At 58.8% G+C, this 15,958-nt stretch carries 11 protein-coding genes; 7 read left to right on the top strand and 4 right to left on the bottom strand.

Features of this window, described 5'->3' with window-relative positions; all coding sequences use genetic code 11:
• Positions 1–89: 89 nt before the first annotated feature.
• The 7 genes from B0G52_RS17330 (at position 90) to B0G52_RS17360 (ending at position 8,865) form a co-directional block, all read left to right on the top strand.
• The gene (locus B0G52_RS17330) at positions 90–1,841 is read left to right on the top strand and encodes an ABC transporter substrate-binding protein (protein WP_094046574.1); all 1,752 of its coding nucleotides are present in this window, start codon (positions 90–92) and stop codon (positions 1,839–1,841) included.
• 384 nt (positions 1,842–2,225) lie between these two features.
• The gene (locus tag B0G52_RS17335; RefSeq protein ID WP_094046825.1) at positions 2,226–3,089 is read left to right on the top strand and encodes an ABC transporter permease; all 864 of its coding nucleotides are present in this window, start codon (positions 2,226–2,228) and stop codon (positions 3,087–3,089) included.
• A gap of 13 nt (positions 3,090–3,102) precedes the next feature.
• A complete protein-coding gene (locus B0G52_RS17340; RefSeq protein WP_233162758.1) occupies positions 3,103–4,017 on the top strand; it encodes a carbohydrate ABC transporter permease in 915 nt (304 codons plus the stop codon).
• Positions 4,017–5,174: a family 8 glycosyl hydrolase gene (locus tag B0G52_RS17345; protein ID WP_094046576.1), complete on the top strand. Its 1,158-nt coding sequence runs from the start codon at positions 4,017–4,019 to the stop codon at positions 5,172–5,174. Before B0G52_RS17340 ends, B0G52_RS17345 begins: the two co-directional genes overlap by 1 nt.
• Positions 5,175–5,234: 60 nt before the next feature.
• Positions 5,235–5,882 (top strand): polysaccharide deacetylase family protein, encoded by a 648-nt coding sequence (locus tag B0G52_RS17350; RefSeq protein WP_094046578.1) that lies wholly within the window; start codon positions 5,235–5,237, stop codon positions 5,880–5,882.
• Positions 5,883–7,952 (top strand): alpha-glucuronidase family glycosyl hydrolase, encoded by a 2,070-nt coding sequence (locus B0G52_RS17355; protein WP_094046580.1) that lies wholly within the window; start codon positions 5,883–5,885, stop codon positions 7,950–7,952.
• A 109-nt stretch (positions 7,953–8,061) separates the two neighbouring features.
• Positions 8,062–8,865: a Nif3-like dinuclear metal center hexameric protein gene (locus tag B0G52_RS17360; protein ID WP_094046582.1), complete on the top strand. Its 804-nt coding sequence runs from the start codon at positions 8,062–8,064 to the stop codon at positions 8,863–8,865.
• A 455-nt stretch (positions 8,866–9,320) separates the two neighbouring features.
• Here B0G52_RS17360 and B0G52_RS17365 read toward each other — a convergent pair whose 3' ends face one another.
• The 4 genes from B0G52_RS17365 to B0G52_RS17380 form a co-directional block, all read right to left on the bottom strand.
• Entirely contained in the window at positions 9,321–10,199 is an 879-nt protein-coding gene (locus tag B0G52_RS17365; protein ID WP_094046584.1) for a glycoside hydrolase family 43 protein, read from the bottom strand.
• A 654-nt stretch (positions 10,200–10,853) separates the two neighbouring features.
• Complete coding sequence (locus B0G52_RS17370; RefSeq protein WP_198960673.1) at positions 10,854–12,503, bottom strand: MGH1-like glycoside hydrolase domain-containing protein; 1,650 nt, start codon at positions 12,501–12,503, stop codon at positions 10,854–10,856.
• 31 nt (positions 12,504–12,534) lie between these two features.
• The gene (locus tag B0G52_RS17375) at positions 12,535–14,157 is read right to left on the bottom strand and encodes a response regulator transcription factor (RefSeq protein ID WP_094046586.1); all 1,623 of its coding nucleotides are present in this window, start codon (positions 14,155–14,157) and stop codon (positions 12,535–12,537) included.
• Positions 14,132–15,952 (bottom strand): cache domain-containing sensor histidine kinase, encoded by a 1,821-nt coding sequence (locus B0G52_RS17380; RefSeq protein ID WP_158223751.1) that lies wholly within the window; start codon positions 15,950–15,952, stop codon positions 14,132–14,134. The genes B0G52_RS17375 and B0G52_RS17380 overlap by 26 nt, the downstream gene beginning before the upstream one ends.
• Between the last annotated feature and the right edge of the window lie 6 nt (positions 15,953–15,958).

The raw sequence follows: 15,958 nt of genomic DNA on the forward strand, positions 1-15,958 counted from the left end.
AAAGAGAGATATATAGTTTATCGGGTAAACAAAGACCGCTCTCGCCGGTATACTGAAAGTGCTTACTAAAAGCGCTTACAAATTTCGAAATGGAGAGGGGTACTTCAGTGAAAACGAGCAGGAAATGGATACTTGCCTTGCTTTCTACGATTGTGGTAACGGCCGCGGTCGGCTGCTCCAGCGGGAACAACAACGAGGCCGGCAGCGGGAGCGCGTCTCCCAGCCCAAGCGGATCGGAGTCTGCGCCAAGCTCGCAAGCCGCGAGCGAGGAGCCTAAGCCGGACCCGGTTACGTTCACCTACTTCAACGCCAGAGCAGACAAGGATGTCGAGACGAAACAGACGGACATCGGCAAAATTCTGGAGGAGCAGACGGGCGTCAACTTCAAAATCGAACATCTCGTCGGCGATATCAATACGAAGATCGGCACGATGATCGCGAGCGACTCGTACCCGGACATTTTGCAGCCGGATACGGCCATCGACAAAATCATGGAAGCCGGAGCGTTCATTCCGCTCAACGACCTGATCGAGCAGTACGGTCCGAACATCAAACGGGTTTACGAGCCGTACTTCAATCTGATGAAGGCGGAAGACGGCAACATCTACTTCCTGCCGTTTAGCGCGGTCGTCGGAGAGTACAAACCGAACCCGGTCATCGATCAAGGCGCGTTCTGGATTCAGAACCGGGTGCTGGAGGAGGCGGGTTATCCGAAGGTCAAGACGTTCGACGAATACTTCAAGCTGATCGAAGATTACGCGGGCAAGCATAAGGACGAGAAGCTGACCGGCTTCATGTCGCTGACTCACGACTGGCGCTTCTTCGCGACGACGAACCCGCCGAACCATCTGGAAGGCTATCCGAACGACGGCGAAGTTCAAGTCGACTTGAACACGATGGATGCGAAAATTTACGCGACGAACGACGGCACGAAGCGCTGGCTGCAGAAGCTTAACGAGCTGAACGCCAACGGCCTGTACGACAAGTCCTCGTTCGTGGACAACTACGACCAATACTTGGCGAAGATCACCTCCGGCAAAGTGCTCGGCTACTTCGATTACGGCTGGCAGGTGCAGCAAGCGAACCAGACGATCAAAGCGGAGACGGTCAAAAACGGCGGAGACGATTCGCTCGAATATTTCCCGCTGCCGATCGTGTACGAGAACAATATCAAAGACCAGTACATCGACCCGTCGTCCTTCATCAACAACCGCGGCATCGGCATTACGAAGAGCGCGAAGGACCCGGTCCGGATCATCCAATTCTTCGACAACCTGCTGACGGACGAAAACCAGCGTCTGACGCAATGGGGCATTCAAGGCGTGACGTACGAAGTGGACGACAAAGGCCGCCTGTACAGAACGCAGGAGCAGATCGACAAGCTGAAGGATATCGAATACAAGCGCCAAGTCGGTCTGGACTACTTCGAATATTATTGGCCGATGTACGGCCAAGGCTCGACGTTCCCGGACGGCAACTCGGTCAGCGCCGGCAGACAGCCGGAAGTGGCCAGCGCTTCGTTCACGGAAGCGGAGAAGGCGCGTCTTGCCAAGTACGGCGTGCAGACTTACGCCGAACTGTTCGCGGTGCCCGACGATCGTCCGTGGTATCCGGCCTGGAGCATCGCGCTGGAGCAAGGCTCGGACGCGCAAATCTATACGGCGAAGAAAGTCGACGTACAGCGCAAATACTTCGCGAAGATCGTTCTCGATCCGCCCAGCAAATTCGATGCGAACTGGCAGGAGTACCTGAACGAATACAGCAAGCTGCCCGTAGCGGAATACGAAGCGACGATGACGGATGAAGTCAAGAAGAAAGTCGCTAAGATCAGAGGCAACTAAGAAGCGGGGGAGGGGCTGTCCCATAAGCCAACCAAGTTGCTCTGAAAGATAATCGATGATCAAGGCGCAAAGGGTATGTACCTCCTTACGATGCTATACACTCCTGAAATCTGAATAGGTAAACCCGTTAATCGGTGATTTCAGGAGCGTAGGAGGCAGTCTCCAGGAGGTACATCCCCTTTCTTTATCTATCGATCCTCTCTGGCAACTCTGCTTAGGGGCAGCCCCTTCCGGGTTTGCGCGCATACGTCGGGTACGGAAGGAGCGACCGCCTTGTTAAAAAACGTTGAAGTGGAATCGTCCGTCGGCAGGGTGCCTCCCGCCAGGAAAGCCGGTCTCTCTCTCTTTCTGAGCAGGCTGGTCAAGCAAAGAACGCTAGTATTCATGTCCGTGCCTTTTATCCTCTGGTTGTTCCTGTTCAAATACGTCCCGCTCTGGGGCTGGACGATCGCGTTCCAAAATTTCAAGCCGGCCAAGTCGTTCGGGGAGCAGCAGTGGGTTGGCTGGAAGCAGTTCGAATTCATGTTTTCCGACGACCGGTTCCTGCAAGTGATGAGAAACACGCTGGCGATGAGCCTGATCAACTTCGTGCTCGGATTCGCCACGGCGATTACGCTGGCGATCCTGCTCAACGAGCTGAGGGCCGTCGCGTTCAAGCGGGTCGTGCAGACGATCAGCTATTTGCCTCACTTTATTTCATGGGTCGTGGCCGCCACGATCATCCAGACGGCGCTGTCCACGGACGGCGGCATCGTCAACGAAGTGCTGCTGGCGCTCGGGCTCATCCAGGAGCCGGTGCTGTGGCTTGGCGTGGGGAAATACTTCTGGGGCATTATGGGCGTATCCGAAGTGTGGAAAAACGTAGGCTGGAACACGATCATCTATTTGGCCGCCTTGACGACGATCGATCCTTCGCAGTACGAAGCGGCCGAGATCGACGGGGCCGGAAGGTTTCAGAAGATCTGGCACATTACGCTGCCCGGCATTCGACCGGTCATCGTCATTCTGATGATCATTAACCTGGGACAAATCTTGGAAACCGGGTTCGAGCCGCAATACTTGCTCGGCAACGGTCCCAATCTCGATTATTCGGAAAACCTGGAAATTTTCATTTTGAAATACGGAATGAACTTGGGCAATTACTCGCTTTCCGTCGCCGCGGGCATCTTCAAGACGGTCGTCAGCATCGTGCTGTTGTTCGGGGCGAACCATCTCGCGAAGCGAATGGGACAGGACCGATTGTTCTAAGGGGGAGAGCGCAGTGGCGAAGACGAATCAACCAAACTACAAAATCAAGCTATCCGTCGGAGACCGGGCATTCGACATCGCGAACTATACGTTCATGGTGCTGCTCATGATCGTGACCGTCTATCCGTTCGTGAACATGCTCGCCGTCTCCTTGAACGACGGGATGGATTCCGTCAAGGGCGGCATTCATATTTGGCCCCGGGTACTCACCTGGGATAACTACGAGTACGTATTCAAGCAAGCGACGATTCTGCATGCGACGTTCATCTCCATATCCCGGACGGTGCTCGGCACGCTGATCTCGACGTTCTGCTCGGCGATGGTCGCCTACACGATCAGCCGGCCGGACTTCGTGCTGCGCAAGTTCGTGACGCTCGCGTTCGTGCTTACGATGTATTTTAACGGAGGGCTGATCCCCAACTTCCTGCTCATGAGAGAGCTGGACTTGCTGGGCAGCTTCTGGGTGTACATCGTTCCGGGCATCGTCGGCGTCTTCAACATCATCGTTATCCGCTCGTTTATCGAGCAGCTTCCGGACGGCATTCTGGAGTCGGCGCGGATCGACGGGGCGGGAGAGTTTACGACGTTCATGCGCGTGGTGCTGCCGCTTACGATGCCGGTGCTGGCGACGACGTCGCTGTTCACGGCGGTGTATCATTGGAACTCGTGGTTCGACGTCTTCCTGTACAATTCGTCGCATATCGAACTGAGCACGCTTCAATACGAGTTGATGAAAATGCTGCAAAACTCCAACGCCACCGGAACGAGCGGCAGCATGGACGGCATGGGAGGAACGGCCAGCTTCGTGACGCCGACGTCGGTGCGGGCGACGATGACGATCGTGGCGAGCCTTCCGATCATTATGGTGTATCCGTTCCTGCAGCGCTACTTCGTCAAGGGCATGACGCTGGGAGGGGTTAAAGGCTAATGGGAAAAATCGCAAGCGCAGGAGCTTGCTATACCGGAACCTACCGCAATTTGCTGGCGGAATACGGCTATGACGAGCAAGAGATCGCGGCCCGGCTGGAATCGTCCTGGGAGCTGCTCTTCGGGGATCATGAGGAGACCCGGATTTATTATCCGGCGGGCGAAGACATGGGCTACATGCTGGATACCGGCAACCTGGACGTGCGGACGGAAGGGATGTCCTACGGCATGATGATGGCCGTGCAGCTCGATCGGCGCGACGTGTTCGACCGACTGTGGAGGTGGACTTACAAGCATATGTATATGAGCGAGGGAGAAAACGCGGGGTATTTCGCCTGGTCGTGCAATCCCGACGGAACGAAGCGGTCGCACGGTCCGGCGCCCGACGGCGAGGAATATTTCGCGCTCGCGCTGATCTTCGCCTCGCACAGATGGGGAGACGGCGCGCCGCCGCTTGATTACGGGGCCAAGGCGCGGGAGCTGCTGAGCGTGTGCGTGCACAAGGGAGAGGACGGCGTCGGACATCCGATGTGGAACCGGCACAACAAGCTGATCAAGTTTGTGCCGAATTGCGAGTATAGCGATCCGTCCTATCATCTTCCGCATTTCTACGAGCTGTTCGCGCTGTGGGCGAACGAGGAGGATCGGGCGTTCTGGAAGGAGGCGGCCGAGGCGAGCCGGGCATATTTGAAGCTTGCCTGCCACCCGGAGACGGGCCTTGCGCCGGAATACGCCTTCTACGACGGCACGCCGAACGATGAGAGGGGTTATGGCCACTTCTTCAGCGATTCGTATCGTGTAGCCGCCAACGTCGGTCTCGATGCGGAGTGGTTCGGCGCGACGGCATGGCAGCGCGAGGAAGCCCGGCGGATTCAGAAGTTTTTCTCCGATAAGAAGCCTGAAGACTACCGCCGATATACGATCGCCGGAGAGCCGTTCGAGGAGAAGTCGCTGCACCCCGTCGGACTGATCGCGACCAACGCGATGGCGTCGCTGGCCGATCCGGAGGGCGAACACGCGAGAGCCAGCGTCGAGCTGTTCTGGAACACGCCCGTTCGCACGCGGGACAGACGCTATTACGATAATTGCTTGTACCTGTTCGCGCTGCTGGCGTTAAGCGGATCTTTCCGGATATGGCACCCGCGGTCCGGCGCATAGAAGACAATCGAAGAGTCTCCCGACGCAGGGGGACTCTTCCGTTACGGAAGGGGGCTGTTCATGGAATTGGAACGATCGCCATTCGTGCGGCAAGTCCGCTCGCCGCGCAAGGAAATCGCCCTGACGTTCGACGACGGGCCTGATCCGGTCTATACCCGGGAGGTTTTGTCGCTGCTGCGGCAAGCTTCCGGCAGAGCGACGTTTTTTATGATCGGGCAGCAGATGGAGAGCTATCCGGATGTGGTCGCGGAGGTCGCTGCTGAGGGGCATGAAATCGGCAATCACACATACAGCCATCCTTATTTGACGCGCATCGGTGCGGCCGAATGCAGGGAAGAGATCCGCAAGACGCAGCGGCTCATTCGCAAGCTGACGGGCAAGGGGGCGCGGCTGCTTCGCCCTCCGTATTTGGACGTTGGCGAAGAGGTCGTCCGCATCGCGCAGGAGGAAGGCTGTACGCTGGCGGGGGCCATGAACTTGGAAGCCCGGGACTGGGAGCAGCCTGGCGCAAGCCACATTTATGAGCGGTCGCTCGAATGCGCCGTCCCGGGCAGCATCCTGCTGTTTCACGATGGATACGGGGACCGCAGGCAGACGGTCGCGGCCGTCGCCATGCTGATCGAGAAGCTGACCGGGAGCGGCTATAAACTTGTTACGGCGAGCGAGCTGATCGCTTCCGCAACGATAGAAGAAGGGAAGATGGCATAAATGAAAACGATCGGGAACGGCTACGGCTGTTGGTTGAATTACGAATACGTCGCCGACGCTCGGTTGCGCGAAGCCTATGAGCGGCGATGCTCCCGTCTGACCGTCATCGGCGATTCGCCGACGCTGCGAACGGTCAGGGGAGAGCTGGAGAGGGCGCTTTACGTGATGTTGGGAAAGGGGCCGAAGAGCGGGGGCGACGTTAATGGGGATCGGGGGTCCGGCATTACGGCGGGCGTGATCGGTTCGCATGCGGCTGCCGGCATCGTCTTCGGATCGGATGAGCCGGGCTTGCTCGGGGAGGAGGGCTATGCGATCCGCGCCGTCGAAGGCGACGGGATCGTTCTGGCGGCGGAGACGGACAGGGGCGTGCTGTACGCGGCGTTCCATCTGCTCCGATTGATGCAGGCGGGCAAGAGCCTGGACGGACTGGACGTGCGGGAAGCTCCCGCCAACGCGCTAAGAATGCTCGATCATTGGGACAATCTGGACGGCTCGATCGAGCGCGGTTATGCCGGGAAAAGCCTGTTTTTCAAGGATGGAGCCGTCACGGGCGATCTGGGTCGGATTCGCGATTATGCGAGGCTGCTCGCTTCGGTCGGAATCAACGCGGTCGCGATCAACAACGTCAACGTTCATCGGCAGGAGTCCTTGCTCATTACCGGCGCTTATTTGCCTTCGGTAGCGCAGCTTGCGGACATATTCCGGGCTTACGGCATTCGCTTGTTTCTGAGCGTTAACTTCGCCGGTCCGATCGAAATCGGCGGACTGGACACGGCCGACCCGCTGGACGGGAGCGTTGCGGCTTGGTGGAGAGAGGCGGCAGAGCGGGTATACCGCCACATCCCCGATTTCGGCGGCTTCCTCGTGAAGGCCGACTCGGAATTCCGACCCGGACCGTTCACGTACGAACGGAATCACGCCGACGGAGCGAACATGCTGGCCGGCGCTCTCGATCCTTACGGCGGCATCGTCATCTGGCGGTGCTTCGTCTACGACTGCCAGCAGGACTGGCGCGACCGTTCGACGGATCGGGCTCGCGCGGCTTACGACCATTTTATGCCGCTGGACGGGAAGTTCAAGGACAATGTGCTTCTGCAGATCAAGAACGGTCCGATGGATTTTCAGGCGCGCGAACCGGTCTCGCCGCTGCTCGGCGGCATGACGAGAACGAATCAGCTGCTGGAGCTGCAGATTACGCAGGAGTACACCGGTCAGCAGCGGCATCTGTGCTACTTGGTGCCTCAATGGAAGGAGATTTTGGATTTCGATACTTGTGCGATCGGCGAAAATTCGACGGTCGCTCGAGTCGCTGCCGGCACGCTGTTCGGAAGAAAGCTGGGAGGAATGGCGGCGGTGGCGAACGTCGGGGACGACGACAACTGGACCGGCCATCTGCTGGCCCAGGCCAACCTGTACGGATACGCGCGACTGGCGTGGGATACCGGTCTGGGCGCGGAGCGGATCGCGGAGGAATGGATCGACTTGACGTTCGGAGCAACTCTGGGCTCGGGCATCAAAGGCGAAGTGCTGCGGATGCTGCTCGAATCTTACGACATCTATGAATCCTATACGGCTCCGCTGGGCGTAGGCTGGATGGTCAATCCCAACCATCACTACGGGCCGAATATCGACGGGTACGAGTACTCCAAGTGGGGGACGTACCATTTTGCCGATCGGGATGGCATTGGGGTAGACCGGACGTTAGGCTCCGGCACGGGTTATGCCGGACAGTATCACTCTCCAAATCGCGAAATTTACGAATCTGTGGAACGCTGTCCGGACGAGTTGCTGCTCTTCTTCCACCATGTGCCTTATTCGCATGTGCTCAAGTCTGGCAAGACGGTCATTCAGCATATTTACGACTCCCATTTCGAGGGAGCGGACAGAGCGGAAGGGCTGCTGCGAACGTGGGACTCGCTGAGAGGAGAGTTGGACCCCCAGGCGCACCGGGAAGTGCGCGAGCGCCTTGTGCACCAGGCGGAGCACGCGCGGGAATGGCGGGACGTCGTCAACACTTACTTTTATCGCAAATCGGGCGTTTCCGACGCAAAGGGCCGCACGATCTACTAACGGGGACGGTGAAAGGGGGAACAGCGGTGGCGCAGTTGAAAGTTCAGGAGGTTATCGACGCGAAGAGCCGCATGATCAACTAACGGGGACGGCGAAGGGGGGAACAGGGATGGCGAAGTTGAAAGTTCAGGAGGTCATCGACGTGTTGTCGACGTTGGGCGGCGCTCCGGTCGGCGTAGCGGACCGGCTGCTCACGGGGAATCCTTCGTCGCTGGTACGAGGAATCGTCGTGGCGTTCACGGCGACGCTCGGCGTAATTGAAGCGACGGCTGATTCGGGCGCGGATTTGCTCATCGTTCACGAGGGGGCATTCTACTCCCACGACAACGATCCTGATGCGAGGCTTGCGGGCTGCGCGGTTTACGAGGAGAAGCAGCGCCGGATCGCGGGAAGCGGGCTGGCCGTCTATCGCTGCCATGACGCGGTGCATCGCAGCCGTCCCGACATCGTCGCCGAAGGGCTGATTCGCGAACTCGGGTGGCAGCGCTGCATGACTAGGCATTTGCCGGCTGCTTCGATCGTCGATCTTCCTGAGGCGATGACAGGAAAGGACGTCGTCCGGCATGTCAAGGAAAGGCTGGCATTGGATCAGGTTCGAGTCGGCGGGCAACTGCCGGAGAGCTGCAAGCGGATCGGCGTTCTCGTCGGCTACCGTGGCGGGGCAAAGCTTGCGGTTCCGCTTCTGGAGCGGTACGGTGCGGATATCGTGCTGTACGGAGAAGGACCGGAGTGGGAAACGCCGGAGTACGCGCGGGATGCGGCCGAGCTGGGAGAACGAGTCGCAGTCGTCGCCCTGGGCCATCTCGAGAGCGAGCAGCCGGGTATGAAGCTGTTGGCCGAGCGCCTGCGCGCTTGCTTTCCGGGCGTGCCGGTCTGCTTCTGCCCGGTGGAGCCGGCTTTGCGCATCATGTAGGTGCAGTTGTTGGGCGGGGCAGGGCAGGGCAGCTAAGTAGGGTTGACGTTAATCGAAAGTTTAGAACAACGTTAGAGTGTAAGCGCTGTATCGTGAGGAGTTAGTCGAAAGTTTAGAACAACGTCGGGGCGTAGGTGCTGTATTGTGGGGAGTTAGTCGAAAGTTTAGAACAACGTTGGAATGTAAGCGCTGTATCGTGAGGAGTTAGTCGAAAGTTTAGAACAACGTCGGGGTGTAAGTGCTGTATTGTGAGGGGTTAGTCGAAAGTTTAGAATAACGTCGGGGCGTAGGTGCTGTATTGTGAGGAGTTAGTCGAAAGTTTAGAACAACGTTGGAATGTAAGCGCTGTATCGTGAGGAGTTAGTCGAAAGTTTAGGGTATCGCTAAGTGGAATCTACCTCAAAAGAACCTGCCGATTCCTTTGGGACGGCAGGTTCTTTTGGTTATGCGCTTGCTTATTTGGCGAGACGGAGCTGTCCGCCCTGTTCAATCAATGGAAGGAAGACGGGCCGTTCCAGCGGCGTCTTGTTGGGCGTATGAAGCGCCAACATCAGCTCGCCGCCGAAAGTGCGGAAGATCATGCCGTGGCCGCCGTCGCTTTCGTAGATCGGCTCGGGAAGATGTTCCCACGGTCCGTCGACTTCGCCGCTTGTGGAGCGCGCGATTGCCTGGGCGTACCGGCCGCCGCGGAAGCTCGACCAGAGTAGGAGCAGCGTGCCGTCGGCGCAGCGGTGGACAAACGGTCCGTCGGTAACGTAGCCGAGTCCGTTCTTGACCGGCTCGATCCAGGCGGCGTCGCGGGCGGCGAACAGCTCGACCGGCTCCCCGATCGCCCGGTCCAGCTTCGGCGACAAGCGGATCGCGCAGACGGTTCCATTCGTAATCTGTACCCATTCATGGCAGAAAATCATCCAAGGCTCGCCTTCACCGTCCACGTATAATGTGCCGTCGAGGCATTCCCAATCCCGGGGCGTCACCGGTCCGTCGCTGTGCGGCACGAAGGGACCGAGCGGATGGTCGGCGATCAGCACCTGAGTGCCGCGGCAAACTCCGTCTGCCTTGAACGTAGCAAACATATAATACTTGCCTTGATAGGCATGGACTTCGGGAGCCCAGTAGTTCTTGTCCGACCAGAAATCCGCATCCGGGCGGAAGGCCGGGAACGGGCCTTCCCAATGTTCCAGGTCGCTGCTGCGATAGACGTCGAAGCCGATTCCTTTGCTCTTCCAAATATCCGGATCGGTAGATCCGTACAAATAATAGCAGTTCTCCGCTTCGTGCCGCAGCACGAACGGATCTCTCATCTGAATTTGTTCTTTCTTAAGCGTCTGCATCGTTCAGTCGCCTCTCCTCTCGTGGATGGGGGAGTCAAACCCCGTATGTTGTCTGGTGAAGAGTTCTATAGTACCGACAGCGTGATACTGGTGCGAGATGGTGCGAAGCCAAGGCCAAGAAAGTGCCTGGACGGAGGCGGGGCAGAGAGGCCAGGGCCAAAAAAGTGCCTCGGAGACTCGTGCCTGGACCTGAGCCGATGCCTCCAAGGCCAAGAAAGTGCCTCGGCGGAAACAGGGCAGAGAGGCCAGGGCCAAAAAAGTGCCTCGGAGACTCGAGCCTGGACCCGAGCCGATGCCTCCAAGGCCAAGAAAGTGCCTCGGCGGAAACGGGGCAGAGAGGCCAGGGCCAAAAAAGTGCCTCGGAGACTCGAGCCTGGACCCGAGCCGATGCCTCCAAGGCCAAGAAAGTGCCTCGGCGGAAACGGGGCAGAGAGGCCAGGGCCAAAAAAGTGCCTCGGCGGAACCGAGGCGGGGGAGAGAGTCAAGCAAGGCCAAAAAAGTACCTCGGAAGACCGTCACCCGTCACCCTCCACCGTCCTCCGCCACCCGTCACCCGTCACCCTCCACCGTCCTCCGCCACCCATCACCCGTCACCCTCCACCCGTCCTCCGTCACCCATCATCCGTCACCCGCCAAGAAGAATCCGGCGAGCCGTTACTCGTACGCCGGAAGAACGACGCCCGGATTCGATTCCGTTACGAATCCGGCCTCGCCGCCGAGGAAGCGCAGTCGCTCGTTGCCTTCGACGCGGAACGGGTACGCTCGCCCTTCCCACAGCAGCCGGCCGCGGACCGGGCGCAGCGTCATGCCGACGATCGCCTGAAGGCGGCCGGCGCGATCGGTGACGATCCGGACGCCGTAAGGGAAGCGGGCAAGCTCGCGTCCGTCCGCGAGGATTGTGCACTCTTCGGGCGAGTTGAGCAGCTCGTAAGAAGTGCCGTCGATCGTGCGGGCGTACGCCGTGCGTTCCGCCAGCGAGATTCCGTGATCGAGCGGAGAGGGCAGCAGTCCGGTGAACCAGACTTCTCCGTCGGCAGCGGGCAAAATGCCGCAAAGCCGTTCGACGTAATCGAGCATGCAGAGAAGGGCGGGGGAGTAGCTCTCCGTATAGCCTTCTTCTCCCGTCCACGGGCTGAGCACTTGGCCGAATCTCGTCATGCGCGACAGGGCCGATAGAATCGGCTGCATCGCCCAGACCAACTCGACGTGTCTGCCGTGATGCTCGAAGGCGTGCGGCGCGCGGATCAGGCTGAGAAAATTCGTCGCGCCCGCCCAGCTGTTGTAGGCCGAGTGCGGGTCGAAGCGCGGATCGTCCATGGCGATCGAGGTGAACGGATATTTGGCGAAAAACTTGCGCGTATTCAGCAGGTACCGGCTCAAGCTGGACGCGCACAGGTCGGAATCGCCGACTTCGCAGGCGAGCACTCTCAGCAGCACGTCGGACTGAAGACGCACGAAGCGGTCGTGCTTGTCCCGGTCGTAGAAGAAGCCGTCGTTGCCGTCGTAGCAGTGCCGGAACAGCGCGCGCAGCGACTGCTCGGCCCGTTCCTCCCACGGGGCATCCTTCCCAAGCTCCCGCGCCATCCGCGCAAGATACTTGCGCGAACAATAGACGCTGGCCGTCAAGTCCGGCGCCAGGAAAGGAACGAGCGGCGAATCCGGATCGACCTGTGCCGGATCGCCCCGGTGGGGCGTATCCGCCACGTGCCAGAACCGCGGCGACAGGTCGTGGCCGGTGTCGAAGGCGCAGAACGCCTCGACGCAGCCGGTGCCGCGCGTGTTGCGATACTTCTCCAGCCACTCGTCGTACCGGCTCAGCGCTGCATACATTTTCTCCAGAAATCCCCGGTCTTTGCCGTTTAGCAAATAGTAGTTCCAGACGCTTCTCGCTGGAGGCGTGACAAGCTGGATTTGCCGGAAGACGGGGCCGCCTTCTGCGATCTTGTAAGGGATTAGTCCGTCCTCGCGCTGATGGTCGGCGAACTGCTCGTAGGTCGAACGGGATACGGAAGGGACGAACCGCGCCAGCAGCTCGGCGTTGATCGTTCCCGTGCTTTCGAGCCAGCAGCCCTTGTACACGCCGCCTTCCTGCAGCGTCAAGGAGCCGTCCGGCTCGCACGACACACAGTCGGGCAGCTTGTAGACGGCGGAGTAATACGCGTTCTCAAGCGTTCCTCCGGATGCGGCGAACTTGACGCCGGACCGGGCGAATTCCGTCAGGAAGGCGCGGCCGGATTCGTTGGCGAGCCCGTCGGCCTGGCGGAGCAGATCGATGGAACGAAGCCGTTCCAGTAATGTATCCATTGCGATAGGCACCTCATTTGCGGAAACCGGATCAGCGCTTGTATTCCGAAGGGCTGATCCCGGTGATGGATTTGAACACTTGGCTGAAATAGGTCGAGTTCTGGAAGCCGACCATCTCGCTGATCTCGTAAACCATATATTGACCTGTCGACAGCAGCTCCTTGGCTTTCTCGATGCGATACTTGTTGAAGTAGGTGACGAACGGCTCGCCGGTGATTTTCTTGAACAATTGGCTCAAATAGTTGCGGTTGACGTGGATTTTGGCGGCGATTTCTTCCAGCGTGATGTTCTGGTGGTAGCACTTCTCGATGAAGTCGCCGATGACTCGGTCGATCAGCGCATGGCTCTTCTTCCCCTGCAAGTTTTCCTTGATCTGCGCGATGGCGCGGGACATCTGCTCGTCCATCCAGTCGATCAGCCCTTTGGCCGTCGCGTTGCGGTTCAGGGAGACGAGCAGCTCCTCCAGACCGGTCTCGTCGTCGGAAGCCTGCGCGGCCGAGGACCAGGCGGAAGTTCGCCAGGCGCTGATCAATCCGGCGCAGACGCCTTTAAGCCCGGGAAGGGAAGAGGAGACGAACGCGCGGTTCGACTTCAGCTCCTGCCACAGATCGGCCGCCTCCTGAAGCTGCTTCTGGAAGATGGCGTCGTTCAGCTTGCGGATCAGGTCCAGCGGCATGAGCCGCTCCTCCTCGGGCTCCGCCTTTTCGGTGAACGGGTAGATCCGGTTCCAGTCGTTCATCTCCGCCGTCTCGATCGCGGACTGGCTCTCCAGGAACGAGTCCAGAATGTGCTCGTAACCATTCCAAGGCGTTCCCAATCCGCCCAGCATCGAGATTTTCATATATTGCAGCACGTTGTCCACGATCGCCGTCGACGCTTCCATGATGGTCGCGCCGACGGTTTCATCCATCGACGCGCCGCCGAGGAAGAGAATGACGAAATCTTTGTCCGAATAGGCGATAACCTCCGCGGCAAGATCCGAATAGGCCTCCAGCCGCTTGTCCAGCACTTCGCGGATAATGTTGCCGGTGCCGAAGCGGAGCAGCTGCCAATCTCGCTCCTCCGTGCGGGTGCGGCCTTCCGTGCGGATGAGGCTGAGCGTCAGCGCCTGCACGGTCGTCTCCTGCGGAAGCTCCATGAATTCGATGCGCTGCCAGGGGAGCTCCTCGCGCCGATAGCGGGTGGACAGCAAGTCGCGGAAAAACAGCTCTCTCATCGAGCGCTGCACGATGTCCTGCTGTCTGACGTAGCTGGACAGCAGTTCGTCCCGTTCCTTCGATTCGTTCAGCTGCTGCACGACCTCGCGCACGACGAACTCGATCTCGGAAATGCTGGGAGGCTTCAGCAGAAAATGCTGAATGCCTTTGGTGACCGCTTTTCTGGCGTTGGCGTAATCGTCGAAGCCGCTCAGGATGATGACCGGAAATTCGGGATCGATCTCGTGAATCGCCTCCGTCAGCTGGAAGCCGTCCATCTTGGGCATGTAAATATCGGTGATGACGATGTCAGGCTTGCTTTCCCGAAACTGCTCCAGCGCCTGTTCGCCGTCTCCGGCCGTTCCGACGATGCGAATGCCCATGTCTTCCCAAGGCACGTGCTTCAGCAGGCCGTCGATGACGTATTGGTCGTCATCCACCAAGAGAATCGTATTCATCCGCAAGACTCCTCGTTAGTTGATTAAGCTCCTCTTCGTCGCGAATGAGCGGCAGGCGCAGCGATACCCGGGTCTGGCCCGAGTCGAGACGGTCGATCTCCACGCCGTAGGACGGTCCGCAATACAGATGAATCCGGTCGATGACGTTGCGGATGCCGATGCCCTTGGCGTTCTCGATGACGAAATCCGGCGGAAACCCGACGCCGTTGTCGACAACGGAGAGGCGCAGGGAAGGGAGGACGTCACCCGACTCGGCTTCGACCTTGACTTCGATGACGGCTTGATCGGCGCGGCTTCCGAAGCCGTGGATGACGGCGTTCTCCAGAAACGGCTGAAGGACGATTTTCGGAATCAGGCAGGAGAACAGGTCCGGTTCGGCTTGCTCCGAGTAGACGATATCGAAGTTCTGCCGGAATTTCTGAATCGCGATGTAGCAGCGGGCGTGGTCCAGCTCGTCCTTGACGGTGACGTACCACTTGTCGTTGCTCAGTCCGATGCGGAACAGCCGGGACAGCTGGTGCACCATCTGACTGATCTCGTGCGCTTTGTAATCCATCGCCCGCCAGTGAATCATGTCCAGCGTGTTGTACAGAAAGTGCGGCTTGATCTGGGCGTGCAGCAGCCTCAGCTCCGCTTCCCGCCGGTCGCGGTGCTCCTTGTTCAGCCGGCCGATCAACTGCTTCAGCCGCAGCACCATGCGATTGAAATGCGTCGTCAAAACCATGTATTCCTGGATGCTCGATGCGCCCAGACGCACGTTGAAATCGCCTTTCTCCAGCGTGCGCATGCCGTCCACGATCCGGTGGATGGGCGAGGTCAGCCTCTTCGAAATCCAGAAGGCGATCGGAACGGAGAGACCGATGAGCGCGGCGAGCAGCCAGAACGTGAGCTGCCGGATCTCCCTCCCGCTTTCCAGGAAGACATCGCGCGGAATGAGCTGCATCAGGCGCCAATACTCCGTATTTTTATCCGAAGAAATCAGATTGTACTTGCGTCCCTCGATCTCGCCGTCCATCGGCAGCGACGCGTCTCCGAGCAGTCTGGCGAAATCCTCCTTGCGCTCGATGCCTTGTCCGAATCGAATCGACAGGTCGGGGGACAGCGTGGAGGAGATGTAGTGGCCGGTAGAATCCATAATGACGTAATAGTCTTCATTGCTCGGAGAGAGCAGGCGCTTGGACAGCGTATTGAACAGCATCCGGTCCGGAATGTTGATCTTGACGATGCCGAGCGATTGTCCGCGGTTGCTGATGATGCGCTGTACGTAGCTGACCATTTCCGCTGAGCCGCTCGTCTGGTCGTAAGGATGGGAGGGGATCCAGAATCCGTCCGCCTTGTCCATGCGCGCCAGCCAGCCCTGCGTTTCCGCGTCCTCGTACCGGTAGAGGAAACGATCCTGCACCGGAAGGTAGCTGCCGTGCCAATCGGTGTACAGCTCGATGGAATGAATGCCGATCTTGACGGACAGCAGCTTCTGAAACTCCTCGTAGATGTTTTTACTCTTAGAGTAAAAGTCGTAGAAGCTGACCGGGGAATCGGCCAGATGGCCGCGAATCAGCTCGTTCGTCACCAGGAAACGCGCGGTATCCTGAATGCCGGACACGTAATTCGACAGCTTCTGAGACGTTTCCTCGAGCAGCTCCTTTTTCGTTTCACGGATTTCCCGATAGGCGAGATCCGAATAGGTCGAGTAGAAGAGGCCGGCTGACAGCAGCAGAAGAACGACGTTGAATCCGATAAAACAGAGCACCATGAGCGTAAACAGTCTGGTCGGATATTTGAAAAGCGTGCGCATAGGCTC

The sequence above is a fragment of the Cohnella sp. SGD-V74 genome (assembly GCF_003001675.1).
Classification (GTDB): Bacteria; Bacillota; Bacilli; order Paenibacillales; family Paenibacillaceae; genus Cohnella.